A 26,007-nucleotide genomic window follows, 5' to 3' on the forward strand; every position below is an offset into this window, starting at 1 on the left:
CCCAGCGCGCCGGCGAGGCCGCGCGCGAGATCAAGACCCTGATCAGCGACACCACCGAGCGCACCGAGGCCGGCTCGCGCCAGGTGCGCGAGACCGGCCAGACCCTGCAGCAGATGGTGGCCGAGATCCAGCAGCTGAGCGGCCTGATGCTGCGCCTGGACCAGAGCTCGGGCCAGGACGGCCAGGACATCAGCGAGCTGCAGCTCCAGGTGCAGGAACTCGACCGGGTGGCGCAGCAGAACGCGGCCCTGGTCGAGGAGATGGCGGCATCCAGCGAGCAGCTGAAGGACCAGGCCGGCCGGCTCGCGCAGGCGGTGCAGGTCTTCAGCGTCTGAGCGCGCTCAGTCGGCCGGCGTCGTCGCTGCCGGCGTTGCGGTCGCAGCGCCGGCCTTGGCCGGCAGCACGCTGTCGATCAGCGCATCCTTGTCGCTCCACTGGCCCTTGATCCAGTTGGAGATGCGCACCAGCTGGCGCTTGTCCTCCATCGGATTGCCGCCCACCAGCTCGGCCGGTATCGCGCGCTGCTGCACCCGCACGATCACCGGGCCGCAGCGGCCGCTGAGCAGCTGCCAGAAGCTGGGCGCGCCCTCGGGGTAGATCAGGGTCACGTCGAGCATGGCCTCGAACTGCTCGCCCATGGTCGCCAGCGCCATTGCCAGCGCGCCGACGCGGGGCTTGAGCAGATGGCGATAGGAGCCGTTCTGCTCGGCATGCTTGGCGGCGGTGAAGCGCGTGCCCTCGACGAAGTTGATCACCGTCGTCGGCATGGTCTTGAACTTCTCGCAGGCCTTGCGCGTGGTGGCCAGGTCGGCCGCCTGCGAGGCGGCGTTGCGGCCGCGCTTCATGAAGGGGAAGTCCAGCGCCCACCAGGCCAGGCCGATCACTGGCACCCACATCAGCTCGCGCTTCAGGAAGAATTTCAGGAAGGGAATCCGCCCGTGGAAGATGCGCTGCAGCACCAGGATGTCGACCCAGGTCTGGTGATTCGGCGACACCAGGTACCAGCCGCGCCGGTTCAGGCCGTCCAGCCCCTGCACATCCCAGCGCTGCGGGTTGACCAGGGCGATCCAGCCGTTGTTGACCGCCACCCAGCCGGCCGCGATGCCGTTGAGCAGCTCATTGCACAGCCGGCGCACGGCCGGCAGCGGCAGCAAGAGCTTGAGCAGGGCCGGCGGCATCATCAAGGCCACGCCGGTGACGGTGTTGAGGGCGAGCAGCAGGCCGGTCAGGGCGCCAAGCAAGGGAGCGGGTATCAGCTTCAGCATGGCCCGCAATGTAGCGCAAGCCCGGGCCGAGGTTCTTTGGCATCATGTCGTGATGTCTGATTCATGTCCGGATGATGAAGCCCTGCAACGCCCTCAGCTGCTGGCCCAGCACCTGGCCCGGCTGCGCGCCGGGGGCCGACCCCAGGACCTCTGGCTGTTTGCCTACGGCTCGCTGATCTGGCGGCCCGAGATCGAGGTGGCCGAGCAGCAGCTGGCGCGGGTGCGCGGCTATCACCGAGCGCTGCGCATGCAGTCACGGCTTTATCGCGGCACGCCCGAGCAGCCCGGCCTGGTGCTGGCCCTGCTGTCGGGCGGCAGCTGCCAGGGTCTGCTGTACCGGGTGGCGGCCGCGCAGGCCGAGACCGCGCTGCGCCAGCTGTGGGCGCGCGAGATGGTGACCGGGGTGTATGAGCCGCGCTGGCTGCGCTGCCATGGCGCGCTCGGCGAGCAGCGCGCGCTGGCCTTCACGCTGTCGCGCCGCAGCAGCCATCTGACCGACCCGCTCGACGAGGGCCAGCTCCTGCAGGTGTTCCGCCATGCCCAGGGCCGCTACGGCAGCACGCTGGACTATCTGCAACGCACCGTGCACAGCTTGCGCGGCCACGGCATCCGCGACCGCGAGCTGGAGCGCCAGTACCATCTGGCCGCCAGCCATGGGCTGTGCGAGCCGCTGCGCGAGTCAGTCGGGCAAGGCGGAGGATGAGGCGGCTGAGGACGCGCGCAGCCGCGCCAGGTCCTCGGTCGTGTCGATGTCCAGCAGCACGCCGGGATCGTCCACCTCCAGGCCTTGCGAGGGGTAGCGCGCGATCAGCCGGCGTGCGCCCTCGTCGCCCTGCAGCCCGACCAGCTCGGAGAACAGCTCGGCGTTGAAGCCCACCGGATGGCCGCGCCGGCCCTTGTACTGGGCAAAGCTGATCGGGTACTGCTCCAGCCCCTCGGCCACCCTGAGGATGCTGCTGGCGCGCAGCATCGGCATATCGGCCGGCACGATCAGCCAGCCCTCGGCGTCGCCGGTCGCGGCCACACCGGCCGCGATCGAATGCCCCATGCCGACCGGGCTGGGGCGGCCCTTCTCGTCGAGCTCAGGCATCACGATGATGTCGCGCACGGCCACCGTGTCGCGCACCGCGCCGGCCAGGTTTTCGCTGGTCACCACCACCACCCGCAAGCCGGTCTGAACCGCATTCTTCAGGGTTTGAGACAACAAGGTCTCCGGCCCCAGCGCCTGCTCGAGCTTGTGCCCTTGGCCACGAAAGCGCATGCCCCGTCCTGCCGCCAGCACGACGACTACCGGCCGTCGTTTCATCATTCGCCCTGATCCTTCACAAAGTCCCCCGAGGCGCTGACCGGTCTGTGCCGGCTCGCCCGTTACTACCGTTGACAGCATGCCCACCGCCCCGGGGCCCTGCCAGTGGGGCGTTTACCTAAGGCTTTCTACGCGCTCGGGGCATACTGCCCCCATGAGCAAACTCTCTGATCTACGCAAAAGCTATGAGCTCGGCGAGCTCGACGAGACCCAGGTGGCGGACCGGCCGCTGGCCCAGTTCAAGCTGTGGCTGGAGCAGGCGCTGGCGGCCGAGCTGCCCGAGCCGAACGCGATGACGCTGGCCACGGTGGGCGCCGATGGCCGGCCGTCGACCCGCATCGTGCTGATCAAGGACTGCGACGAGCGCGGCATCGTCTGGTACACCAATTACGACAGCCGCAAGGGCCGCGAACTGGCCACCCATCCCTTCGCCGCGCTGCAGTTCCACTGGGTGGAGCTGGAGCGGGTGGTGCGCATCGAGGGCCGGGTCGAGCGGGTCGACGCGGCCCAGTCCGACGCCTACTACCGCTCGCGCCCGCTCGACTCGCGCCTGGGCGCCTGGGCCTCGCCGCAAAGCCAGGTGATCAGCTCGCGGGCGGTGCTGGTGGCCAATGCAGCCAAGGCCGCCGTCCAGCATGGCCTGAACCCGGAACGCCCGCCGCACTGGGGCGGTTATCGCCTGGTGCCGGAGCGCTGGGAGTTCTGGCAGGGCCGCAAGTCGCGCCTGCATGACCGCATCAGCTACCGGCTCGGCGACACCGGCCAGTGGCTGCGCGAGCGGCTGGCGCCCTGAACGCGGCCCCTAACCAGCCTATCCGGCCTACTCGGCCGGCTGCGCGTCCAGCACCCGGTAGAACAGGCCGTAGGGATCGTTGCTGAGCACGGCCATCTGGCCTTCGACCGTGACCGGCTCCAGCGTGTAGCGCACCGGGGTCTTGCTGCGCACCTCGATCAGGCCTTCTGGGCCGGCCGGCACGCAAAACGAGCAGCTGGTCGGCACCGAGGACAGCAGGAAATGGCGCTGCTTGTCGCCCGGCTCCAGCGGCATCATGAAGCCCTGCACCTTGACCTTCTGCTTGTCCAGCGCCTGCACGCCGGCCGGGAAGCTGGGCACCAGCCGCTTTTTCTCGGCCTTGACGGTGACCGAGGACAGCAACGGCCAGGACACCACGCCCTCGCGTTCCTGCAAGGGCTTGATCGGGCTGCGCGGGTCGTGATAGCCGGGGCCCTGGCCCAGCGCGGTGGCGGCATTGCTCGATGGTTGTTGCTGAGCCTGCGCGCCCAGGCTCAGGCAGGCCGCCAGCAGCAAGGGGACATGGCGCGACAGTCGTTCAATGTTCATGTTTCAACCCACAGTACTTGCCGATGGCCAGGCCGCGGCAGGCGGCCAGCAGCGTCTTCTGGCAGCGTTCCTCGGTCTCGCCCGATTCCAGGCAGCGCGCCGCGTCCTCATGGGCCTTGGACATCGCGCGGTGGCGTTCGATGTCCTTCTTCGCGTGCTCGCTGAGCGCGGGCTTGGCCGGCGCCGGCTTCGATTGTGCCTGGGCCGCGCCGCTGAGGCCGGCCGCCAGCCAGAAGGCCGCCAGCACGAGGTGCTTGTTATTCATCGCATTCCTTTGTTGCTCGGTTCAATGAGGGGCTTGCAGCAGCTCGGTGACATCCAGCTTGTAGGCCCGCCAGGCCGGCCAGGCCGCGCTGGCCAGGGCCAGCAGCAGGGCCAGCGCCGGCACCAGGGCCTCCCAGGCCGACCACCCACTGCCGCTGATGCGCAGCGACTGCTGCGACGCCAGCACCCAGCCTAGCAAAGCCGTCAAGCCATGGCCCAGGGCCAGACCCAGCAGGCTGGCCAGCAGCGCCAGCCACAGCCCCTCCAGGCTGACCAGGGCCGCGACCCGCCAGGCCGGCGCGCCCAGCATACGCAGCATCGCCAGATCGCCCTGGCGCTCGCGCACCGCATGCAGCAGGGCGACAAAGACCGACAGCGCCGCCGCCAGCAGCAGCACCGCGCCAAAACCGCGCAACACCTCGGTGCCGACGCCCACCATGCGCAGCAGCCTGGCGGTCTCCAGCGCCGGCGCGGCCGCCTGCAGGCCGTCCTGGGCATTGACCCAGCGCGGCAACGCGATCGCGGCCAGCGGGCTGCGGTAGCTGAGCAGGGCCATCGTGATCTCGCGCTCGGCCTCCAGCGCCGCGCGGTCCTCGGCATCGACCGCATGCATATCCTCATGCACCTGCCAGACCGAGGCTAGATCGGTCAGCACCAGCCGGTCCAGCACGCCACCGGTCTCGGCCAGCAGACCGACGACGGTGTAGCGGTGCTCGCCGTGCTCATGGCCCTGCTCGCCCAGGCCATGGCTGCCGGCAAAGCGGTCGCCCAGCTTCAGCCCGGTGCGGCGCGCCGCCTCGGCGCCCAGCACCGCCTGCAGCGGCTGCTGCCAGAGCTGGCCCACAGCCAGCCGGGTCTGGTAGAGATCGAGATAGTCGGGCGTGGTGCCAACGATGCGAAAGCCGCGCAGGCTGTCGCCCAGCGAGATCGGCACCGCGCGCGCCACCAGCGGCTGGGCACGCAGCGCGTCGAGCGTGGCCAGCGGGATATTGCCGGTCGGCACATCGAGGTGGAACACGCCGGCCAGCATGATCTGCATCGGACTGCCCTTGGCGCCGACCACCAGATCGATGCCGGCCAGATCGCGCCGCACCCCGCCCTCGATCTGCTCGCTGACCAGCAGCACAAAGGTGATCGCCGCCAAGCCCAGGCTCAAGAGCAGCAGATTCAGCGCCGACACCAGCGGCCGCGCCCACAGATAGCGCCAGGCCAGGCTTGCCAGACTGGTCATCGTGCGGCCTCGCTCGTGTTCACCAACTTGGGCAACCGCATGTCTTGCAGCTCGCCGCCCAGGGCCTGGGCCACCCGGCTGTCGTGGGTGGCCAGCACCAGGGTCGCGCCCTGCTCCCGCGCGGCCTGGCTCAGCAGGTTCAAAGCGGCGCCAGCGCTCTCGTCGTCAAGATTGGCGGTCGGCTCGTCGGCCAGCAGCAGCTTGGGCCGGCGCAGCAGCGCGCGCGCCAGCGCCACCCGCTGGGCCTGGCCCAGGCTGAGCTGATGCGGCCGGCGCTGCGCCAGGGACTGCAGTTCCAGGCGCTGCAGCAGCTCGTCGACGCGGGCATGATCAAGAGGCAGGCCGGCACTCAGATACGGCAAGGCCAGGTTGTCGCGCACCGTCAGCGCCGCGCTCAGGTGCAGGCGCTGCGGCACAAAACCGAGGCAGGCACCGCGCCAGGCGTCGCGCTGGCTCGGGCTCAAGCGTCCCAACTCGGCGCCGGCCATCTGCAGCCGGCCGGCGCTGGCGCTGAGCAGGCCGGCCATCAAGGCCAGCAGGGTCGATTTGCCGCTGCCCGAGGCGCCGCGCAGCAGCAGACCCTGGCCGGGCGGCAGACTGAGGTCGGCAAAGGCAATCTCCGGTCCCTGCGCATAGCGGTAGCGCAGGCCCTGCAGCACTATCATGGTCGCTCAGTCACTCACGCACATGGCGCGCGAAGCTCGCCAGAAACTTGTCCACCTTGCCGGCGACGACGAAAGCGCAATAGCCCTGCTCGGGGTTGCGGGCGTAGTAGTGCTGGTGATAGGCCTCGGCGGTGCTGTAGTTGCGCTCGGGCAGCAGCTCGGTGACGACCCGGCCCTGGTGGAAGGCCTGGATCTCGTCCAGCACCTCGCGCGCCACGGCCAGCTGCTCGGGACTGCGGTAATAGATGCCCGAGCGGTACTGGGTGCCGACATCGGCCCCCTGCGCGTTCAAGGTGGTCGGGTCGTGGATGGTGAAGAAGATCTCGAGAATCTCGCGCAGCGAGATCAGCCGCGCATCGAAGCTGACACGCACCACCTCGGCATGGCCGGTCCGGCCCGAGCAGACCTGCTCGTAGCTGGGGCGGTCGACATGGCCATTGCAATAACCCGACTCCACCGCAGTGACGCCGCGCACACGCTCATACACCGCCTCCAGGCACCAGAAGCAGCCTCCGCCAAGGGTGATGGTGTCTGTGTGGCTCATGCTGTCATCGAAGGTCGGGCTGGGCTGGGGCCGCCAGCATAGCCCAGAGTCGCTCACTGCGTCGCCAGCGCCAGCTCCACATGCGGGGTCCAGGTCTTGCCCGCCTCGGCCGCGTGCAGCTTGGGCGAGGCCAGGAACAGCCGGGCGTTCGGCACGCCCTTGGCGATCAGCGCGTCGCGCACCACGACGGCGCGCTCCAGCGCCAGCTGGCGCAGCGCCTCCTCGCTGACCTCGTGGCTGGCCGCCAGCATGGCCTGCATCTCAGCCGCCGGCACCTCCTTGAGCATGCCGACCAGATTGCGCGGCCGGTTCGGCAGGCTGCTGGCCTTGTAGACCACGCGCAGCAGGCGCTGGCGCTCGGCTTCGCTGAGCTGGAGCGCGCCGGCCTCGGCAGCCGCCTGGCCGCTGGCGTTCTGCTGGCGGCGCAGCTCGCGGCGGTGCTCGGCCAGCAGCGATTGCTCGACCTTGACCGCCTGCACCGCCGCACGCTCGGCCGCCGGGTCGGCCCAGCCGGTCAGCGTCAGGTTGAGACTGGGCCGGTCGGCCAGCGCCTTGGCCAGCTTCTCAAGATTGGCCGGCGCGCTGTCGGCCAGGCCGGTGCTGCCGGGCCGGAACTCGGCCTGGCTCAGGTCGGTCGAGCCACCACCGGCCAGCAGCGAGAACGGCGAGGTCAGCGCCTTGCCCAGCAGATTGACGATGAGCCGGAAGATCAGCCCGCCGATGCTGAACTCGGGGTCATCCAGCGAGCCGCTGACCGGCAGGTTCAGATCGATCACGCCATTGCCGTCCTTCAGCAAGGCCACGGCCAGCAACACCGGCAGCTTGGTGGCATCGGGGCTGTCGATGCGCTCGCCAAAGGTCAGCTGGTTCAGCACCAGCTGGTTGTCGGCCTGCAAGGCGCCACCCGGCGCGATGCGGTAGTGCACGCGGGTCGAGAGTTTGCCGCGATCGATCGCATAGCCGGCGTATTTGCCGGCATAGGGCGACAGCGGCGCCAGCTCGATGTCGGTGGCGCTGGCCTGGATGTCCATCAGCAGCGGTGCGCCGGCCGGGTTCAGCTCGCCCTTGATCTCCAGCAGCCCGGTGCCGGCCACCTTGCCGCTCAGGTTCAGCGGTGCCATCTGCGTCTGGCCGCTGGCGAAGGCGCCGAGGCTGCCGCGCAGCTCGCTGAGCTTGGCGCTGTAGTTGGGCTTGACAAAGCGGTCGCTGAAATCCACGCTGCCGCCGGCCAGGCGGGTCTGGCCGATCTGCAGCTGCAGACCCGGCCCGGGCGAGGCGGCAGCAGCAGGCTTGGGCGCACGTTCGCCCAGATTGAAACGCCCCTGCTCATCGATGATCAGCCGGGCGTAGAAGTCGCTGAGGCTGGCCTCGCCGATATCGAGCTTCAGCGGGGTGGCGGGCCGCAGGTCCAGCTTGAGGCCGGCCAGATTCAAGGCCTGCCAGCTCAGCAGCTCTTCATCGATGCGGCGCGCACCGTCGGCCTCGGCCCGGGTATGCAGCAGCCGCAGATCGGCCAACAGCAGATCGCCCTGCACCTGCGCCGCCAGACCCTGAGGGCCTTGCGCCAGCGCCAGCGTGCCGCGAAAACCCGCCTCGGCGCGGCGCAGATGCAGGCCCAGCGCCGGGTCCAGATAGGGATCGAGCAGCTGCAGCGGCAATCGCTCGGCGCGCAGGCTGCCGCGCGCCGAGGGCTGCGGCGACAGTGCCAGCTCGCCCTCCCATTGCAGCTTGCCCAGCATGGCGGCCGCCGCGCCCCCGCTGCGGCGCTGGCCGCCGGCAGGCCGGCCCAGCTGCGCAGACAGCTGCAGCGGCGCACGCGCCTGCCCCAGCTTCTGCGCCCGCAGCCGCAGCTGCTCCAGCACCAGCAGATGGGGCTGACCGGGCACGCCGGCCAGCGGCTGCACGGCCGCATCGGTAAAACGCAGCGCGCCGCCATCGATCGCCAACGCCGCCAGCTGGGCCGACCAGGGCGCCCCCGGCTCTGCGGCCTTGTCCGGCATCAAAGCCAGCGCGCTCAGCACACCATCGGCCGAGCGCTGCAGGGCCAGGCGCGGTTCGCGCAGGCTCAGCTGGCCGAGCATCAGGCGCCGCGCCGCCGGCTCCAGCACCAGCTCATCCAGGCTCAGCTCCGCCATGCTGAGCAGTTCCTGCCGGCCGCTGCCGGCCAGCAGTTGCTGGGCCCGCAGCGCGTCGAGCTTGATGCCCGTGATCGTCAGCTTGGCGCGCTGCCCGGCGTTGGCCGCCAGGGGCTGGGCAAGATCGAGCCGCAGCTGGCCCGCCAAGCGCCCCTGCATGGCCAGCGGCAGCTCGGCCTGCAGATAGGGCGACAACCATTCGAGGGCCAGGTCTTGCCATTGGCCCGTCAGGCTCAGTGCCTCGGCCGTCAGCTCGCCGCTGCCGGACAGGGTGGCGGGCTTGCCACCCTTGAGCTTGTCCAACTTGGCCTCGAAGCTCAGGCCGGTCTTGTCACGCAGCGGCCAGCTCAGCGCACTGAGCTTCAGCCCCAGCTCGCTGAAACCCAGTTCGGCGGCCGGCCGCAAGGAGTCGTCGCGCCAAGCCAGGCCAGCCTGGCGCAGCTCGAACTGCTTCAGCGCGAAACGCCATGCGGACGGCGCATCGGGCCCCGGCCCGGGCTTGGCCGGCGGCGCAGCAGCGAACTGCGGCAGCAGCAGACGGCCGGCGGCATCGCGCTGCAAGGCCAGCTTCGGTCCCGTCCAGACCAGCGTGTCGAGCAGCAGCTGCTTCTTCAGCGGCTGCACATCGCCTAGCCCCAGCTGCAGCCTGTCCCACACCAGCCAGGACTTGTGTTCGCCCAGGGCCAGACCCACCTCGTCGACATCGACGCGGCCACCGAGCTTGAGTTCGGGCACCTGGCCCGGCGGCTGCGAGAACAGCAGCTGCAGCTCGGCGCTGAGCCGGCCGCGCTCGGGCCGCAGCGGCAGCTGCTGGGGCCAGTACGCCAGATAAGGCGCCAGATCGAAGCCCTTCAGGCTGAAGTCCAGCCGTGCCTGCCGCGTCTGCGCAAACGGCAGGGCCTGGGCCTTGGAGCCGAAGGCCACACCATTGAGCCGGCCCGAGAGCTGCGGCTCGACACGAACCTCGACATGGGCATCGAGCAGGGACACAAAGGGCAGATCGATGCGCAGATCGCTCAGCTCGTGGCGCCGCCCCATCGGCTGGTCGTCCAGCAAGACCTGGCCCCCGGCGAGGCTGAGGTTGTAGAGCGCCAGGCTCGCCCCGCCCTCGGGCTCCGCCTTCGCCGCAGGCTGGCTCCAGCGCTTGAGCAGATCGTCGATGTCGTAGCGACCGTCGGCCACGCGGCTCAGGCGCAGCAGCGGGCGCTCGATGTGCAGCGAGTCCAGCACCGGGCTGCGATGCCAGAGCGAGCGCAGCGACAGCGTCGCCTCGGTGCTGGCAATCTCCAGCAAGGCCGCATCGCCGGGCGCAGCGCCGGCCACCTTGACCCCATCAAGCGCCAGACCCAGGCGCCAGGGCTGGAATCGCGCCTTCTCCACGCTGACTTCGCGGCCGAGCGCCTGGCTGGCCAGGCGCATGCCGGCGCCTTCGACCCACCAGGGCACGGCCCACCAGGCCAGGCCGCACAGGACAAGAATGACGAGGGCCGAGCCGGCCAGACGCCGCAACCAGGGACGAGCGATGAGGGATGACATGCGCGTCGATTATCGGGGCAGGCGCGACAGGACATCAGCCGGTTTGCGGCATCATGCGCGACCATGAATGCCTTGCTCCAAGCCCTGCAGGATCTCAAGCCCCTCGTCCAGGTCCTGCTGCTACCACCGGTGCCGCTGATGCTGGTGCTGGTGCTGGCTGCGGTGCTGCTGCGCCGGCACCGGCGGCTGGGCCGCGGCGTGTTCGTGTTGGGGCTGCTGGGGCTGTGGTTCTCGTTCACCGAGGTCGCGGCCGATCAGTTGCAGCAATGGCTGTTGGGCGTGCCGGCAGCGCTGACAACGGCCCAAGTCGATGGCCTGCGTCACGGGGCGCCGCAGCACAGCGCCATCCTGGTGCTGGGTGCCGGCGTGCTGCAGATCGCGCCCGAGTACGACGGGCCGACCCTGAAGCCACTGACCCTGGAGCGCCTGCGCTACGGCGCCTGGCTGGCGCGGCGCAGCGGCCTGCCGCTGGCCTTCAGCGGCGGTGTGGGCTGGGGCGGCCGGCCGGGCGATGTCGGCGAAGCGCCGGTGGTACAAGCCGTTGCCAGGGACGAGTTCGGGATCGCGCTGCGCTGGGCCGAAGGGCGCGCACGCGATACCCGCGAGAACGCCGCGTTCAGCCTGCCGCTGCTGCTTCAGGCCGGCATCACCCGCGTGGTGCTGGTCACCCATGGTCACCACATGCCGCGTGCCGAGCGGGCTTTCCGCGAGGCGGCGGCCGGGCGCATCGAGCTGCTGCTCGCGCCGGTGGACGTGCGCGCCGACACCGCCTACCTGCCCAGCGAGTGGGTGCCGTCCAGCGAGGGCTTCAGGCGGCTGCGCTATGTGGTCTACGAATGGCTGGGCCTGCTGGCCGGCAAATGAGCGCATGGCGCCCGATATCTTGCGGACCTCGAAATTCTGCGGCCCCAAAAGACGGACCCCTCCCAAGCACGAGGCCGGGAGGGGTGGATGGCTGACGCCATCTTTGGGGCTCTGCAGCTATCTGCCGCAGGGCTCCTGGCGCGCAGAGACTGCGCCAGAGGGTGTACCTGTTAGACAGGCCTCACAACAGTAGGCGAGCAATAGCGGGGCTTCAAGCCTGGGACGAACCCTAGGCTGTAAACAAACGTTGGTAGAGCTCGCTCATGCGGCGATCCACCTCGGGTGTCATCGTGATGCTGCGGCCCCATTCGCGATTGGTCTCGCCGGGCCACTTGTTGGTGGCGTCCAGCCCCATCTTGCCGCCCAGGCCGCTGACCGGCGAGGCGAAGTCTAGATAGTCGATCGGCGTCTGCTCGACCAGCGTGGTGTCGCGCACCGGGTCCATGCGGGTGGTGATGGCCCAGATCACTTCCTTCCAGTCGCGGATGTCGACATCGTCATCGACCACGACGATGAACTTCGTGTACATGAACTGGCGCAGAAAGCTCCACAGGCCGAACATCAGGCGCTTGGCATGGCCCGGATAGGCCTTCTTGATCGAGATCACGGCCATGCGGTAGCTGCAGCCCTCGGGCGGCAGATAGAAGTCGACGATCTCGCTGAACTGCTTTTGCAGGATGGGCACGAAGACCTCGTTGAGCGCCACGCCGAGGATGGCCGGCTCGTCCGGCGGCTTGCCGGTATAGGTCGAGTGGTAGATCGGTTCAGGCCGCTGGGTCAGGCGCTGAACCTCGAAGACCGGGAACCAGTCCTGCTCGTTGTAATAGCCGGTGTGGTCGCCGAACGGGCCCTCCAGCGCGTGCAGATAGCCGCCCTTCTCCTTCAGCGGGATGCCGTCCTCGCTGAAGCCGGTGTAGCCGGCGGCGGCCACCGGGATATGGCCTTCCAGCACGATCTCGGCGCTGGCCGGCACCTGCAGCATGCGCCCCGCCTCGCCGACACCGCTGTCCACCACCTCGGTGCGCGAGCCGCGCAGCAGGCCGGCGAACTGGTACTCGGACAGCGAATCGGGCACCGGCGTCACCGCGCCCAGGATGGTGGCCGGATCGGCCCCCAAGGCCACCGCGATCGGAAAGGGCTGACCCGGGTTGGCCAGCGCGAAGTCGCGGAAATCCAGCGCGCCGCCGCGATGGGCCAGCCAGCGCATGATCAGCTGGCGCCGGCCGATCAGTTGCTGGCGGTAGATGCCCAGGTTTTGGCGCAGGCGCGGATTGGCAATGCTCTGCGGCCCGCGGGTCACGACCAGCCCCCAGGTGATCAACGGCCCGATATCGCCGGGCCAGCAGGTCTGGATCGGCAGCGACTTCAGATTGACGTCCCCACCTAAAAATTCCTGCTCCTGGCACGGTGCGCGGCGCACGGTGCTGGGCTTCATGTCCCACAAGGACTTCAGCATCTGCAGCATGCGGCCGGCATCCTTCAGCCCCTTGGGCGGCTCCGGCTCCTTCAGGCTGGCCAGGACGTGGCCAACATCGCGCAGCTCCTGCAGGCTTTGCGCACCCATGCCCAGCGCCACCCGGCGGGTCGTGCCAAACAGATTGGTCAGCGCCGGGGTCTGGTAGCCGGCGGGCTTTTCGAACAGCAGCGCGGGCCCCTCGGCACGTAAAACTTTGTCACTGAGGGCCGTCACCTCAAGTAGGGGGGATACCGGCTCGCTGATGCGGCACAGCTCGCCCATCCCCTCTAAACCGTGCAGAAAGTCGCGAAGATCTCGGTACTTCATAACCAATAGTAATTTAGCAAGAGGCCCATAAGCTTGACGGGTTATTTTTGATCCTTAGAATCCGCCTACCCTGATGACTTCAGGGTTAACCCGTGTCTTCGCCTTGGGACGGAGAAGACACCCCGCTGCCGATGGACCCGGCCCCGGAGTTCTGCCACCTCGAGCGGCAGGGCTTCATGGGATGCCGGCCCATTATCACTGCCATGCGAGGCTGACCTGCCCCTAGCGGACCGGTCGGCCATATGTGGCGGAGAAGAAAAGGAGTCGCATGACAGCGCGTCGTGATTTGTTATCCCTCGCCCGCAGCGCCACTGCGGCCACATCCTTGTTCATCAAGGACATTGGCCACGGCCTGCTGGTGGTCAGCCACAACACCCTGGCCCTGGTCGGCCTGGCCGTGGTGGCTGTTTTGCTGATGTTCAGCAGCCAGGCGGATTTGCGCCACAAGCTCGAGACCGAGGCATTTGGCTGGCTCAATGCCCGCCAGGAAGCCCGTGCCGAGGCCTCCGGAGACACCCTGACCGGCTTCAGCGAGCCCGATGCGCTGAGCCGCGCCACGGCCGCCGATCCCAAGGACCTGTCGCGCCAGCAGGCGGCGGTCGCCATGTGGCTGTCGCGCCGCTACCGCGTCGCGCCCGAGCCGATCAGTCGTCTGGTGCAGGAGGCCTGGACCGTGGGGCAACGCGCCCGCGTCGAACCGACCCTGATCCTGGCCATCATGGCCATCGAGTCGGGCTTCAACCCTTTTGCCCAGAGCTCGGTCGGGGCCCAGGGCCTGATGCAGGTGCTGACCCGCGTGCATGACGACAAGTACGAGGCCTTTGGCGGCAATCTGGCCGCCTTCGACCCGATCACCAATCTGCGCGTCGGCGTGCAGGTACTCAAGGAGTGCATCCAGCGCGCCGGCGGCATCGAGGAAGGGCTGCGCTACTACGTCGGTGCCGCCAATCTGCCCGACGACGCCGGCTACGCCAACAAGGTGCTGGCCGAGCACGAGCAGATGAAGTCGGTGATCGCCGGCCGCCCTTATGTGCCCGCACCCAAGCCGATCCGCGAGGTCAATAGCACGCCCGCAACGACACCTGCGGCGCCCGCTGCGGCCGACCAGATCGCGCTGCTGAACTGAAACAGCTTTTGCTCGACGCCGGGCCTGCAGCCTCCGCTACACTGCAGGCTTCGCGCGACTGGCGATCAAGGTCACAGCCGTGACCCGAGGTGGTGGACCACCGGGGAGCGCGAACGGTCAAGGGTGAGCAGCCCGGCCGCCATCAGCCGTTCGCCTGGGCAGCCACGCCGCGCCGTCGCTCAAGCGTCGGCGTGCGCCGTGACTCCAACCCTAGACCGCCACCATCCATCATGTTTGATCGCAACACCTCGACCCTCGCCCAAGTGGACCCCGATCTGTGGGCCGCCGTCCAGCAAGAGAACCAGCGCCAGGAAGATCACATCGAGCTGATCGCTTCCGAGAACTACACCTCGCCGGCCGTGATGCAGGCGCAGGGCAGCCAGCTGACCAACAAGTACGCCGAGGGCTATCCCGGCAAGCGCTACTACGGTGGCTGCGAGTATGTGGACGTGGTCGAGCAACTGGCCATCGACCGCCTGAAGCAGCTGTTCGGCGCCAACTTCGCCAATGTCCAGCCCAACTCCGGTTCGCAGGCCAACCAGGGCGTGTTCTTCGCGCTGCTGCAGCCCGGTGACACCATCATGGGCATGAGCCTGTCCGAGGGCGGCCACCTGACCCATGGCATGCCGCTGAACATGAGCGGCAAATGGTTCAACGTGATCTCCTACGGCCTGAACGCCAAGGAAGAGATCGACTACGAGGCGATGGAAGCGCTGGCCCGCGAGAAGAAGCCCAAGCTGATCATCGCCGGCGCCTCGGCCTACAGCCTGCGCATCGACTTCGAGCGCTTCGGCAAGATCGCCAAGGAAATCGGCGCCTATTTCATGGTGGACATGGCCCACTATGCGGGCCTGATCGCCGCCGGCGTCTACCCGAACCCGGTGCCGCATGCCGATGTGGTGACCTCGACCACGCACAAGAGCCTGCGCGGCCCGCGCGGCGGCATCATCCTGATGAACGACGAGGCGATCGCCAAGAAGATCAACTCGGCGATCTTCCCCGGCATCCAGGGCGGCCCGCTGATGCATGTGATTGCCGGCAAGGCCGTGGCTTTCAAGGAAGCGCTGACGCCCGAGTTCAAGAGCTACCAGGAACAGGTGGTCAAGAACGCCAAGGTGCTGGCCGACACGCTGATCGAGCGCGGCCTGCGCATCGTCTCCGGCGGCACCGAGAGCCATGTGATGCTGGTGGATCTGCGCCCCAAGGGCCTGACCGGCAAGGAGGCCGAGGCCATCCTGGGCGCCGCCCACATGACCTGCAACAAGAACGGCATCCCGAACGACCCGCAGAAGCCGATGGTCACCAGCGGCATCCGCCTGGGCACGCCGGCGATGACCACGCGCGGCTTCAAGGAAGAACAGGTGCGCATCACCGCCCACCTGATCGCCGATGTGCTGGACAAGCCGCATGACGAGGCCAATCTGGCCGCCGTGCGCGAGAAGGTCGCGGCGCTGACGCGCGACTTCCCGGTCTACCGCTAAGCCGCCGCCCGCCGATGCGCTGCCCCTTCTGCTCCCATGCCGAAACCCAGGTGGTCGAAACCCGGGAGTCGGATGAAGGCGATGTGGTGCGGCGCCGGCGGCGCTGCCTGGGCTGTGACAAGCGCTTCACCACCTACGAACGGGCGGAGATCGCGATGCCCGTGGTGGTCAAGAAAGACGGCACCCGGGCCGACTTCGACCCGGCCAAGCTGCGCGCCTCGATGCAGCTGGCGTTGCGCAAGCGACCGGTCAGCATCGAGCAGGTCGATGCCGCGCTGGCCCGCATCGAGGAAAAGCTGCTGACCAGCGGCGCCCGCGAACTGCCGTCGACCAAGATGGGCGAGCTGGTGATGCGCGAACTCAAGCGCATCGACAAGGTCGCCTATGTGCGCTTTGCCTCGGTCTACCGCAGCTTCGAGGATGTGGATGAATTCCGGCAGCTGATCCGCGATATTTGAATCTTCCCTCCAAGGGGGTGCCAGGCTCCCCCCTTTGGCAGGACAGAAAGCGCCGGCCCGGCCCTCTAGATTGGATTCATGCCCGATGAATCCAGTCCGGAGCCGACCATGCCGCAAGCCCCTCACCCCCCGCATCACCTCCGTGGTCTCAGCCTGATCGAGGTTTGCGTCGTCTGCCTGATCCTGGCGGTACTGCTGAGCCAGGCGATTCCGTCGATGCAAAGACTCAGGCTCGGCCAGCATGTCCGGGGCACCGCCCAGACCCTGATGACCGATCTGCAGCAGGCGCGCAGCGTCGCCGTGATTCAGGGCAAGGCCGTGCATATGCGCTTCAATGCGGGTGATGGCGGCAGTTGCTACATCGTCTACAGCGGCCCGAGCGACGGCTGCCACTGCGACAACGCGGGCCAGACCCGCTGCACCGATGCGGCTGCCCTGGCCAAGGTCGAATGGCTGCCCGCCACGCAGGCCACGACGATACGCGCCAATGTCGAAAAACTCAGCTTCCAGGCCAGGCAAGGCGCGGTGACCAGCACCGGCAGCATCGATATTGCCGCGCCTGGCGGCCCCTCGATTCGCCATATCGTCGCGATCACCGGCCGCGTGCGCTCGTGCTCACCCGATGGCAGCGCGGGGCGCCTGCCGCGCTGCGCCGGCTGAACTGCCCCCTAACCCAAGGAAGCGTGGATCAACGGTCAGATATTGCCGACGAGCGGCCGACCCTGTTCGAGAGTCGCTGCGCACCGCGTCCACATAATTTTCCATGTCCATGCTACCGCCCTCTGCGCCCCAGGCTGCCGTCGGCCCGACAGGCAGTCATGGCTTCACGTTGGTCGAGCTGATGCTGGCGGTGGTGATCGCCGGCATCCTGGCTGCTGTCGCCCTGCCCTCCTTCCAGCACATGGTGCAAAAAGGCCGGCGTGCCGACGCCGTGGCCACCTTGTCGGCGGTGCAGCAGGCACAGGAGCGCTGGCGCGCCAACCGGGCGACCTACACCGAAAAGCTGAGCGATCTGCAGTTCAGCAGCGATCAGTCGCTCGACAAGCATTACGTGATCAAGATCGTGCTGACGAACGACGGCGCCACCGGCTACACCATCGAGGCGAATGCGCTGGAAAGCAGCCCCCAGGCCAAGGACAGCGCCTGCGCCAAGATGTCCATCACGATGAGTGGTGGCCAGATGCAATACCTGCCCACCACCGGCGGATGCTGGTCCAGATGACTTCCGCAAGCATCAAGGGCCTGAGCCTGATCGAGATGATGGTCGGCTTGACGGTAGGCATGATTGTCGTCGCCGGCGCCTCGCTGATGATGGTGGGCCAGTTGGAGGACCATCGCCGCCTGATGCTGGAAACCCAGGTGCAGCAGGACTTGCGGGCGGCGGCCGATCTGGTGCTGCGCGATATGCGCCGCGCCGGTTTCAACAGGCGTGCGGAAGACGGCGTCTCGGCGCCCGGCATGGCGACCCAGGCCAATCTCTATGCGATGGCGCGCCTGGACAAGGACGGCCAGCTGCTCTACAGCTACAGCCGGGCCAAGGGCGAGGCCGACGAGGACGGCAAGGTCGCCAACAACGAGGAGTTCGGCTACCGCGTTCGGTCCAAGGAGTTGCAGTTCCGCCATGGCGGCAACTGGCAGCCGCTGACGGACCCCAAGACCCTGGAGATCACCAGCTTCGAGCCGGAGCTGCTGGTGCAGCGCGTCAAGCTGGATGAGTTCTGCCAGCGCCCCTGCCCGATCGGTGCCACCGACTGCCCGCCTAGCATGGAGGTCCGGGAACTGCGGCTGACGCTGAGTGGCAAGGCCGCGCATGACGCGCGGGTGGTGCGCAGCGTCACGGTCAGCACCCGGCTGCGCAATGACGCCATCGAGGGAGGCTGCTGATCATGCGCTGCGCCGCCAATCAGCGTGCCATGGGGCAACAGGGTGCGGCCACCCTGGTGGTCGTGATGGTGCTGTTCTTCATCATGGCGATGATGGCCGCCTTCGCGAACCGCAATCTCGTTTTCGAGCAGCGCATCGCGAGCAACTACTACCGGGCCGGCCTCGCGCTGGAAACCGCCGAAGCCGGCGGCGAATGGGTGCTGAACGCGCTGAACGGCGTTTTCATCGATGCCAGCTGCAAGAACAGCGGTGCCATGGGCTCGAGCTTCCGTGAGCGCTATCTGGATATCGGCGCCGATCGCGCCATCAGCACCGACGCTGACGAGGACGCCAGCTTCAATCCGCTGAATCCCGCGTCCGGCGACCCCTATGTGGCCGCCGGCATCAGCACGGAGGCTGCGGGCTGGGCCTACCAGTGTCCGGCCGATGGCGTGCTGGTGTCGCCGGCGCCGGCCGCCGCCCATCGCTTGCAGCCGATGTTCGTGGTACGTTTTCGGCCCCGCGACCGCGCCGGTGTCGTGAATGTGGAGGTGAGCAGCTGCACCGACATCATCAAGAACTGCAACCGCCAGGCCTTTGCCGCCCAGGCCGATCTGGCCAAGAGCGTGCTCTTCTTTGATGCGGCCCTGGTCAGCGCCTTGAAAGTGCCACCCGCCAGCCCGCTGACGGTGCGCGGCGCGGTCGACCTGGGGGCCACGGGGCTGGGGCTGCACAACACCGATCCGGCACTCAGCGGCTTGCTGATGCAGGCCGGGCTGGGCTACCAAGGCAGCATCAGCCGGCTCAGCAGCGTGCCTGGCACGCCGACACGCGATGCCTTGATCAGCGGCGACGAGACGCTGCGAAGCCGCGATGGCAAACCGGTCGATATGTTTCAGCTGTTTTTTGGCATGTCACCGATGACTTATCGCCAGCAACCGGCGATGCGGGAGCTGATCTGTGCGGACGATTGCAGCGCCAAGCTGCAAGAGGCCTATGCCAGCGGCCAGCGCATGCTCTGGGTCGAGGGTCCGGCCGAGATCCGCAGCAATATCACGCTGGGCACCGCGGCGGACCCCTTCTTGCTGGTGGTCAACGGTGCCCTGCGCTTGGATGGCCCGATGCTGCTGAACGGGCTGATCTATGCCCGTGGCAACACGTCCTGGAACAACACCGTCGGGGCCCAGCCGGCCGTGCTGACCGGCGCCCTGCTCAGCGACGGCGACCTGGTCGCCAGCGGCACGGCCGACATCGTCTATCACGCGGACCTGATCAACACGCTGAGCAACCGGCGCGGTAGCTTTGTCCGCGTGCCGGGCAGCTGGTCGGATGGCACGGAATGAAACGCAGCCGCCGCCTCTTCGGTCGATACGCTGATGCTCAAGCGGGCGTGACCCTGATCGAAGCGCTGGTGACCCTGCTGATCATGTCCTTCGGCATGCTGGCCCTGGTCGGGCTGCAGGGCCATATGCGGCGCAGTGCCGATCTGGCCAAGCAGCGCAGCGAGGCGGTGCGCCTGGTTCAGCAAGACCTTGAAACCATACGGTCCTTCTCCGAACTGGCGCTTCCAGCGGATGCGCAAGCGCATGTACGCGCGTTCGCGCAGATCGCCGATCTCAAGCGCGTCGGCGCCGGCGACCCAGAAAGCAATGCGAGTTTCACATTGAACCGGGTGTTGGCGCAGCGCCCCGGCGAGCCACTGTCGGTGCAGGTCACGGTGAGCTGGGAGGATAGGACGGGCACCGTGCAGCAAGTGATCATGGGCAGCTTCATCACGCCGACCGATCCGCGGCTCAGCGGCTCGCTGGCCATTGCCCCCGAGGGCGACCCGACTCGCCGTCCGCAGGGCCGTCACCTCACGATACCGCCGACAGCCAAGGACTTGGGCGATGGTCACAGCGTCTTCAAGCCGCCGGCCACCAGCAGCGGCGTGGCCTGGGTGTTCAACAATCAGACCGGCCGCATCGTCAAGCTGTGCCAATTGCCGGACCACACGGTCGGCACGGCCCAGATCACGCGGGACGACGTCGCGGCCTACTGCAGCACGGTCTCGAACAGCTATCTGCTCAGCGGCGCGGTGCGCTTTTCGACCGACGCGACCGCCGACTCGGAGCTGGCACTCAGCCCCGCCCTGCCCCTGAGTCCGGCCATCATCACGGCAGGCACGAGCAAGCCGCCCGCCCCGCCGCCGCACGATTGCTTCAGCAACGCCCCGCTGGCCGGGCCTGTCGCGAGGCCCGAGGGGGTGGTTTTCTACTGTGCGGTCTACCCCAATCTCGACGGCGTCGCATGGACCGGCCGGCTGATCCTGAACGGCATCGAACTCGGCCATGCCGGCTACCGCATCTGCCGCTATAGCGCCGACTACAACGGCGACAAGACCATCAGCAATGTCGAACACCCGCTGGACTATGTTGACGTCAAGGGCGCGCTGACCCGGCAGAACTTCCTGGTCGTCGCCGGCAGCCAGTCCTGCCCGGTAGGTCGTACGCCCAACCCGGCCGATGGCCTGTTCTACGACAGCAAGACCATCGTGCACCAGGAGAAGCTCTGAGCTCCGGGATGAACACCGGGACCCTGGCCGGCTAGACTGCCGCCATGCACAGCACCGCCCCGCACCGCAGCGACGAATCGGCCATGCGCCATGCCCTGGTCCTGGCCGAGCAGGCCATCGGCCTGAGCGACCCCAATCCGCGTGTCGGCTGCGTGATCACCGATGCCGAAGGCCGGGTGCTGGGCAGCGGTCATACCCAGGCCGCCGGCCAGGCTCATGCCGAGGTGATGGCGCTGCGCGACGCCCAGGCGCGCGGCGCCGACCTGCGCGGCGCCACCGCCTACGTGACGCTGGAGCCCTGCTCCCACCACGGCCGCACGCCGCCCTGCTGCGATGCCTTGATGGCCGCCGGGCTGAAGCGGGTGGTGGCGGCCATCGGCGACCCGAATCCGCTGGTGGCGGGTCAGGGCATGGCCCGCCTGCAGGCCGCCGGCATCGCGACCGAGACCGGCCTGCTGGCCGAGGCCTCGCGCGAGCTCAATATCGGCTTCTTCTCGCGCATGCAGCGGGGCCGGCCGTTCGTGCGACTGAAGGCCGCCGCCTCGCTGGACGGCCGCACCGCCCTGCCCGACGGCCAGAGCCAATGGATCACCGGCGAGGCGGCGCGCCGTGACGGCCACGCCTGGCGGCGCCGTGCCAACGCGCTGCTGACCGGCATCGGCACGGTGCGCGACGATGACCCGCGGCTTGATGTGCGCCTGGTCGAGACCGCGCTGCAGCCGCTGCGCGTGGTGGTCGACTCAAGGCTGGAAATCTCGCCGGCGGCGCGCCTGCTGCCGCCCCCCGGGCCGGTGTTGATCTACGCGGCCCAGGCCCATGACAAGCGCGAAGCGGCCTTGCGGGCGGCCGGAGCCGAGATCGTCTTCATGCCCGATGCCCAGGGCAAGGTCGATCTGACGGCGCTGCTCGATGATCTGGGCCAGCGCGGCATCAACGAGCTGCATATCGAGGCCGGCCACAAGCTCAATGGCTCGCTGGTCCGGGCCGGCCTGGTCGACGAGCTCCTGATCTATCTGGCGCCCAAGCTGCTGGGCCAGGGCCGCGAGATCGCGGCCTTCGGCCCGCTGGCCAGCCTGGAGCAGGCGCTGCAGCTGGAATGGCGCGGGGTGTCCCAGATCGGCTCCGACCTGCGCTTGCTGGCCCGCCCCAAAATCCTGTAGAGCCCCGACTCGGGCAAAACCCTGCCCCGCCCGCCTACAATGCCGGCCATGCCGATATCTCCTGTTCCCGAGCTGGTCGCCGAGCTGGCGGCCGGCCGTATGGTCATTCTGGTCGATGAAGAAGACCGCGAAAACGAGGGCGACCTCGTGCTGGCGGCCGACCATGTGAGCCCCGAGGCGATCAACTTCATGGCCAAGTTCGGCCGTGGCCTGATCTGCCTGACCCTGACCAAGGAGCGCTGCGAACGACTGCAGCTGCCGCCGATGGCCACCCGCAACGGCACCAAGCACGGCACGGCCTTCACCGTCTCGATCGAGGCCGCCACCGGTGTCACCACCGGCATCTCGGCCGCCGACCGGGCCCGCACCGTGCAGGCCGCCGTGGCGCGTCATGCCAGGGCCGAAGACCTGGTCCAGCCCGGCCATATCTTTCCGCTGCAAGCCCAGGACGGCGGCGTGCTGATGCGCGCCGGCCATACCGAGGCCGGCTGCGATCTGTCGCAGATGGCCGGCCTGAGCCCCAGCGCCGTGATCTGCGAGATCATGAAGGATGACGGCACGATGGCGCGCCTGCCCGACCTGGAGCTGTTCGCCCAGGAGCACGGCCTGAAGATCGGCACCATTGCCGACCTGATCGAATACCGCAGCCGCAATGAGTCGCTGGTCCAGCGCGTCACCGAACGCCGGCTGCAGACCGCCCAAGGCGAGTTCGCCTGCCATGTGTTCAGCGACCGCACCGGCGCCGTGCACATGGCCCTGGCCCATGGCGGCTGGACCCCCGACGACGAGGTGCTGGTGCGCGTGCACGAGCCGCTGTCGGTGCTGGACCTGCTGGAAGCCGGCCCCTGCAGCCACTCCTGGCCCCTGCCCGCCGCGCTGGCCGAGATCCAGCGCACCGGCCAGGGCGTGGCCGTGCTGCTGAACTGCGGCGAGGACAGCGAAGCCCTGCTGCAGCGCCTGCAGGACGCTCCCAGCACGCCGCCGCGCCGCATGATGGACCTGCGCACCTATGGTGTCGGCGCGCAAATTCTGCGCGAGCTCGGCATCCATAAGATGAAGCTGCTCGGCAGCCCGCGCCGCATGCCCAGCATGACCGGCTACGGGCTGGAAGTGACCGGCTTCGTCGGCCCCAACACATAACAACAAGAGAGAGAAGAACCAGATGCAAGCATCCGACAAGGGCCAGGCGGCCTCGCTCGACGGCCGCGACCTGCGCATCGGCCTGGTACAGGCCCGTTTCAACGATGCCATCACGAGCAAGCTGGCCCAGACCTGTGTGGCCGAGCTGCTGGCCCTGGGCGTGGCCCAGGACCATATCCGTCACGTCACCGTGCCCGGCGCGCTGGAGGTGCCGGTGGCCCTGCATGCGATGGCCGAAAGCGAGGATTACGACGCGCTGATCGCGATCGGCTGCATCATCCGCGGCGAGACCTACCACTTCGAGCTGGTCGCCAACGAGAGCGGTGCCGGCGTGACCCGGGTCTCGCTGGACTACCAGGTGCCGGTGGCCAATGCCATCCTGACGGTCGAGAACGAAGCCCAGGCCTGGGTCCGCGCCGAGGAAAAAGGCAGCGATGCCGCCCGCGTCGCGGTCGAGATGGCCAATTTGATGGAAGCACTGCGCTGATGTCCGACGACAAGAAGACCCCGACGGCCCCCCCTCCCGCGGTGAAGAAGAAGGCGCCTGCCAAGTCGGCCCGCCGCCGCTCGCGCGAGGCCGCTTTGCAAGGCCTCTACCAATGGCTGGTGTCCGGCGAGGACGGTGCGGTGATCGAGGCCCATCTGCGCGAGCAGGACGGTTTCGGCAAGCTCGACAAGCCGCATTTCGAGGCCCTGCTGCATGGCTGCATCCAGGAGGCCGCCGATCTGGACGCCGTGCTGGCCAGGCATGTGGACCGCAAGACCACCGAGCTGTCGCCGATCGAGCATGGCGTGCTGATGATCGGTGCCTACGAGCTCAAGCACTGCGTCGACATCCCCTACAAGGTGGCGATCAATGAGGCGGTCGAGCTGGCCAAGTCCTTTGGTGGCACCGACGGCCACAAGTATGTGAACGGCGTGCTCGACCGCGCCGCCGGCGATCTGCGGCCCACCGAGGTGCAGGCCGGTCGCGGCGGTCGCTGAACCCGGCTTGACGCGCCCATGAAGCTGGCCGGCCGGCTCGACCATATCGAGCCTTTCTACGTGATGGAATGCGCCAAGGCGGCTGCCGAGATCGCGCGCAGCCCGGCCTGCGACCCGGCCCGGGGCGGCCGGCCGATGATCTATCTGAACATCGGCGAGCCCGACTTCACCGCGCCGCCGGCCGTGCAGGCCGCAGCGAGCGCCTGTATCGACGGCGGCCGCACCCAGTACACGCCGGCCACCGGCCTGCCGGCGCTGCGTGAGGCACTGAGCCGCTGGTATCGCGAGCGCTTCGCGCTGGACATCGCGCCCGAGCGCATCGTCATCACCGCCGGCGCCTCGGCCGCGCTGCAGCTGGCCTGCCTGGCGCTGTTCGAGCGCGGCGACCAGGTGTTGATGCCCGACCCCTGCTACCCCTGCAATCGCCATTTCGTCGCGGCCGCGGATGCCGAGGCCGTGCTGCTGGCCGCCGGTCCCGAGCAGCGCTTCCAGCTCAGCGCCGCGCAGATCGAGCAGGCCTGGACCGCGCACACCCGCGGCGTGCTGCTGGCCTCGCCCAGCAACCCGACCGGCACCTCGATAGCGCCCGAGGAGATGCAGGCCATCGTGCAGGCGGTGCGTGCGCGCGGCGGCGTCAGCATCGTCGACGAGATCTATCTGGGCCTTAGCTACGACGAGCGCTTCGGCCACAGCGTGCTGGCCTATGGCGACGACCTCATCTCGGTCAACAGCTTCTCGAAGTACTTCGGCATGACCGGCTGGCGCCTGGGCTGGCTGGTGCTGCCACCGGCCCTGGTGACACCGATCGAGAAGCTCGCGCAAAACCTCTTCATCTGCGCCTCCAGTGTGGCCCAGCATGCGGCGCTGGCTTGCTTCGAGCCGGCCGTGATCGCCGAGTTCGAGCGCCGCCGTGCCGAGTTCCGCGCCCGTCGCGATTTCATCGTGCCGGCCCTGCAGCAACTCGGCTTCAAGGTGCCGGTGCTGCCCGATGGCGCCTTCTATGTCTGGATGGACTGCTCGGCCTTCTCCGACAGCAGCTGGGACTTCTGCTTCGAGATGATGGCCAAGGCCCATGTGGCCCTGACCCCGGGCCGTGACTTCGGCAAGCTCGGCGCCGAGCGCTGGGTGCGGCTGTCCTTTGCCAGCAGCCTCGACGATCTGCAGCAGGCCGTCACCCGGCTGGCCCAAGTCTTGAAGGCATGATGAGCGATTTCGAGCACGGGCTGCGGGTCTACTGGGAAGACACCGATGCCGGCGGCGTGGTGTTCTATGCCAACTATCTGAAGTTCTTCGAGCGCGCCCGCACCGAGTGGCTGCGCGCGCTGGGCTTCGAGCAGGAGCGCATGCGCCATGAAGAAGGCGTGATGTTCATCGTCAGCGCCACCTCGCTGCGCTATCTGAGCCCGGCGCGGCTGGACGATTTTTTACATGTCTCGGTGGCCTTGCGCGAGCGCGGCCGTGTCAGCATGACGCTTTATCAGCAGGCCCGGCGCGGTGAGCTGCTGCTGGCCGAGGGCGAGATCCGCATCGGCTGCGTCGGCGCCCGAGACTTCAAACCGAGCCGCATCCCGGCCTCCATCCAACAAGCGCTGGATTCCCTGAACCCACCATGAATCAAGACCTGTCCATTGTTGCCCTGATCATGCACGCCAGCCTGCCCGTGCAGCTGGTGATCGTCGGCCTGCTGGCGATGTCGCTGGCCAGCTGGAGCGTGATCTTCAACAAGTTCTTCGCGCTCTCGCGCATCAAGGCCGGCAACGAGGGCTTCGAGTCCGAGTTCTGGTCCGGCAAGAACCTCAACGAGCTCTACAACAGCGTCAACGGCCGTCAGGGCGGCGCACCGCTGGAGCGCATCTTCGCGGCCGGCATGCGCGAGTTCCTGAAGCTGCGCGAACGCCGTGTCGCCGAACCGACCGCCCTGCTCGACGGCGCGCGCCGCGCGATGCGCGCGAGCTACCAGCGCGAGCTCGATGCGATGGAGAGCCATCTGTCCTTCCTCGCCTCGGTCGGCTCGGTCTCGCCCTATATCGGCCTGTTCGGCACCATCTGGGGCATCATGCACGCCTTCGTCGGCCTGTCGAACCTGCAGCAGGTGACGCTGGCGACCGTGGCGCCGGGCATTGCCGAGGCCCTGGTGGCCACCGCGATCGGCCTGTTCGCCGCCATCCCTGCGGTACTGGCCTACAACCGATTCGCCCGCCAGATCGACCGCAGCGCGATCACCTTGGAGACCTTCATCGAGGAGTTCTCCAACATCCTGCAGCGCAATGCCGGCACCCCTGCCGGCCACCACGGAGCCGATTGAG

General features: G+C 68.2%; 27 protein-coding genes, 1 pseudogene and 1 riboswitch. Of the genes and pseudogenes, 19 read left to right on the plus strand and 9 right to left on the minus strand.

Annotated features, from left to right (window positions below; translation table 11 throughout):
- Positions 1-335: pseudogene (locus ABGI63_RS16485) on the plus strand (methyl-accepting chemotaxis protein); the annotation flags it as partial.
- Between the two features lie 6 nt (positions 336-341).
- Here the strand turns inward: ABGI63_RS16485 and yihG are convergent.
- Positions 342-1,265 (minus strand): 1-acylglycerol-3-phosphate O-acyltransferase, YihG family, encoded by a 924-nt coding sequence (gene yihG, locus ABGI63_RS16490; protein WP_349743437.1) that lies wholly within the window; start codon positions 1,263-1,265, stop codon positions 342-344.
- 52 nt (positions 1,266-1,317) lie between these two features.
- On the opposite strand from yihG, the gene ABGI63_RS16495 reads away from it, so the two are divergent.
- Complete coding sequence (locus ABGI63_RS16495) at positions 1,318-1,968, plus strand: gamma-glutamylcyclotransferase (protein ID WP_349743439.1); 651 nt, start codon at positions 1,318-1,320, stop codon at positions 1,966-1,968.
- Here ABGI63_RS16495 and ABGI63_RS16500 read toward each other — a convergent pair.
- Positions 1,945-2,574: a nucleotidyltransferase family protein gene (locus ABGI63_RS16500; protein WP_349743441.1), complete on the minus strand. Its 630-nt coding sequence runs from the start codon at positions 2,572-2,574 to the stop codon at positions 1,945-1,947. The two genes, ABGI63_RS16495 and ABGI63_RS16500, sit on opposite strands and share 24 nt — an antisense overlap.
- 151 nt (positions 2,575-2,725) lie before the next feature.
- Between ABGI63_RS16500 and pdxH the strand changes: the two genes are divergently transcribed.
- On the plus strand, positions 2,726-3,364 hold the full coding sequence (gene pdxH, locus ABGI63_RS16505; protein ID WP_349743442.1) for a pyridoxamine 5'-phosphate oxidase: 639 nt from the start codon (positions 2,726-2,728) through the stop codon (positions 3,362-3,364).
- A 27-nt stretch (positions 3,365-3,391) separates the two neighbouring features.
- Here the strand turns inward: pdxH and ABGI63_RS16510 are convergent, their stop codons facing one another.
- From ABGI63_RS16510 to ABGI63_RS16535, 6 genes are read right to left on the minus strand one after another with little or no spacing between them, the layout of a single operon-like run.
- A complete protein-coding gene (locus ABGI63_RS16510) occupies positions 3,392-3,913 on the minus strand; it encodes a DUF3299 domain-containing protein (RefSeq protein WP_262972845.1) in 522 nt (173 codons plus the stop codon).
- The gene (locus ABGI63_RS16515) at positions 3,903-4,178 is read right to left on the minus strand and encodes a hypothetical protein (RefSeq protein ID WP_269841457.1); all 276 of its coding nucleotides are present in this window, start codon (positions 4,176-4,178) and stop codon (positions 3,903-3,905) included. Before ABGI63_RS16515 ends, ABGI63_RS16510 begins: the two co-directional genes overlap by 11 nt.
- A 21-nt stretch (positions 4,179-4,199) precedes the next feature.
- On the minus strand, positions 4,200-5,408 hold the full coding sequence (locus ABGI63_RS16520) for an FtsX-like permease family protein (protein ID WP_349743443.1): 1,209 nt from the start codon (positions 5,406-5,408) through the stop codon (positions 4,200-4,202).
- A complete protein-coding gene (locus ABGI63_RS16525) occupies positions 5,405-6,073 on the minus strand; it encodes an ABC transporter ATP-binding protein (protein ID WP_349743444.1) in 669 nt (222 codons plus the stop codon). Before ABGI63_RS16525 ends, ABGI63_RS16520 begins: the two co-directional genes overlap by 4 nt.
- Positions 6,074-6,083: 10 nt before the next feature.
- Positions 6,084-6,617 (minus strand): peptide-methionine (S)-S-oxide reductase MsrA, encoded by a 534-nt coding sequence (gene msrA / locus ABGI63_RS16530; protein WP_349743445.1) that lies wholly within the window; start codon positions 6,615-6,617, stop codon positions 6,084-6,086.
- 53 nt (positions 6,618-6,670) lie between these two features.
- Complete coding sequence (locus tag ABGI63_RS16535; RefSeq protein ID WP_349743447.1) at positions 6,671-10,288, minus strand: DUF748 domain-containing protein; 3,618 nt, start codon at positions 10,286-10,288, stop codon at positions 6,671-6,673.
- A gap of 63 nt (positions 10,289-10,351) precedes the next feature.
- On the opposite strand from ABGI63_RS16535, the gene ABGI63_RS16540 reads away from it, so the two are divergent.
- On the plus strand, positions 10,352-11,152 hold the full coding sequence (locus tag ABGI63_RS16540) for a YdcF family protein (RefSeq protein WP_349743448.1): 801 nt from the start codon (positions 10,352-10,354) through the stop codon (positions 11,150-11,152).
- Positions 11,153-11,381: 229 nt separating this feature from the next.
- Here ABGI63_RS16540 and ABGI63_RS16545 read toward each other — a convergent pair whose 3' ends face one another.
- On the minus strand, positions 11,382-12,935 hold the full coding sequence (locus tag ABGI63_RS16545) for a UbiD family decarboxylase (RefSeq protein ID WP_349743449.1): 1,554 nt from the start codon (positions 12,933-12,935) through the stop codon (positions 11,382-11,384).
- Positions 12,936-13,203: 268 nt separating this feature from the next.
- On the opposite strand from ABGI63_RS16545, the gene ABGI63_RS16550 reads away from it, so the two are divergent.
- The 15 genes from ABGI63_RS16550 (at position 13,204) to tolQ (ending at position 26,006) form a co-directional block, all read left to right on the plus strand.
- Positions 13,204-14,061 carry a lytic transglycosylase domain-containing protein gene (locus ABGI63_RS16550; RefSeq protein WP_349743450.1) on the plus strand — a complete coding sequence of 286 codons (858 nt, stop codon included), beginning with the start codon at positions 13,204-13,206 and terminating at the stop codon, positions 14,059-14,061.
- A 44-nt stretch (positions 14,062-14,105) separates the two neighbouring features.
- Positions 14,106-14,228, plus strand: a riboswitch (ZMP/ZTP riboswitch).
- Positions 14,229-14,291: 63 nt separating this feature from the next.
- Positions 14,292-15,542, plus strand: a complete 1,251-nt coding sequence (glyA, locus tag ABGI63_RS16555; protein WP_349743451.1) for a serine hydroxymethyltransferase — start codon at positions 14,292-14,294, stop codon at positions 15,540-15,542.
- A gap of 14 nt (positions 15,543-15,556) precedes the next feature.
- Complete coding sequence (gene nrdR, locus ABGI63_RS16560) at positions 15,557-16,000, plus strand: transcriptional regulator NrdR (RefSeq protein WP_137943482.1); 444 nt, start codon at positions 15,557-15,559, stop codon at positions 15,998-16,000.
- Positions 16,001-16,108: 108 nt separating this feature from the next.
- A complete protein-coding gene (locus ABGI63_RS16565) occupies positions 16,109-16,660 on the plus strand; it encodes a GspH/FimT family pseudopilin (protein ID WP_349743452.1) in 552 nt (183 codons plus the stop codon).
- A 103-nt stretch (positions 16,661-16,763) separates the two neighbouring features.
- Positions 16,764-17,222, plus strand: a complete 459-nt coding sequence (locus ABGI63_RS16570) for a type IV pilin protein (RefSeq protein WP_349743453.1) — start codon at positions 16,764-16,766, stop codon at positions 17,220-17,222.
- Positions 17,219-17,884 carry a prepilin-type N-terminal cleavage/methylation domain-containing protein gene (locus ABGI63_RS16575; RefSeq protein WP_349743454.1) on the plus strand — a complete coding sequence of 222 codons (666 nt, stop codon included), beginning with the start codon at positions 17,219-17,221 and terminating at the stop codon, positions 17,882-17,884. Before ABGI63_RS16570 ends, ABGI63_RS16575 begins: the two co-directional genes overlap by 4 nt.
- A gap of 2 nt (positions 17,885-17,886) precedes the next feature.
- On the plus strand, positions 17,887-19,206 hold the full coding sequence (locus tag ABGI63_RS16580; RefSeq protein WP_349743455.1) for a pilus assembly PilX family protein: 1,320 nt from the start codon (positions 17,887-17,889) through the stop codon (positions 19,204-19,206).
- Positions 19,203-20,417: a type IV pilus modification PilV family protein gene (locus ABGI63_RS16585; protein WP_349743456.1), complete on the plus strand. Its 1,215-nt coding sequence runs from the start codon at positions 19,203-19,205 to the stop codon at positions 20,415-20,417. The genes ABGI63_RS16580 and ABGI63_RS16585 overlap by 4 nt, the downstream gene beginning before the upstream one ends.
- 44 nt (positions 20,418-20,461) lie before the next feature.
- Positions 20,462-21,577, plus strand: coding sequence for a bifunctional diaminohydroxyphosphoribosylaminopyrimidine deaminase/5-amino-6-(5-phosphoribosylamino)uracil reductase RibD (gene ribD, locus ABGI63_RS16590; protein WP_349743457.1), 1,116 nt, complete (start codon positions 20,462-20,464; stop codon positions 21,575-21,577).
- A 48-nt stretch (positions 21,578-21,625) separates the two neighbouring features.
- Positions 21,626-22,717: a bifunctional 3,4-dihydroxy-2-butanone-4-phosphate synthase/GTP cyclohydrolase II gene (gene ribBA / locus ABGI63_RS16595; protein ID WP_349743458.1), complete on the plus strand. Its 1,092-nt coding sequence runs from the start codon at positions 21,626-21,628 to the stop codon at positions 22,715-22,717.
- Between the two features lie 22 nt (positions 22,718-22,739).
- Positions 22,740-23,204 carry a 6,7-dimethyl-8-ribityllumazine synthase gene (gene ribH / locus ABGI63_RS16600; protein ID WP_349743459.1) on the plus strand — a complete coding sequence of 155 codons (465 nt, stop codon included), beginning with the start codon at positions 22,740-22,742 and terminating at the stop codon, positions 23,202-23,204.
- The gene (nusB, locus tag ABGI63_RS16605) at positions 23,204-23,701 is read left to right on the plus strand and encodes a transcription antitermination factor NusB (RefSeq protein ID WP_349743460.1); all 498 of its coding nucleotides are present in this window, start codon (positions 23,204-23,206) and stop codon (positions 23,699-23,701) included. The genes ribH and nusB overlap by 1 nt, the downstream gene beginning before the upstream one ends.
- An 18-nt stretch (positions 23,702-23,719) precedes the next feature.
- Positions 23,720-24,904, plus strand: a complete 1,185-nt coding sequence (locus tag ABGI63_RS16610; protein WP_349743461.1) for a pyridoxal phosphate-dependent aminotransferase — start codon at positions 23,720-23,722, stop codon at positions 24,902-24,904.
- Positions 24,904-25,314 (plus strand): tol-pal system-associated acyl-CoA thioesterase, encoded by a 411-nt coding sequence (gene ybgC, locus ABGI63_RS16615; RefSeq protein WP_349743462.1) that lies wholly within the window; start codon positions 24,904-24,906, stop codon positions 25,312-25,314. Before ABGI63_RS16610 ends, ybgC begins: the two co-directional genes overlap by 1 nt.
- Positions 25,311-26,006, plus strand: coding sequence for a protein TolQ (tolQ, locus tag ABGI63_RS16620; protein WP_266004919.1), 696 nt, complete (start codon positions 25,311-25,313; stop codon positions 26,004-26,006). The genes ybgC and tolQ overlap by 4 nt, the downstream gene beginning before the upstream one ends.
- The last annotated feature ends 1 nt before the right edge of the window (position 26,007 follow it).

The organism is Roseateles cavernae (assembly GCF_040187885.1).
In the GTDB taxonomy this organism is placed as follows: Bacteria; Pseudomonadota; Gammaproteobacteria; order Burkholderiales; family Burkholderiaceae_C; genus Roseateles_E; species Roseateles_E cavernae.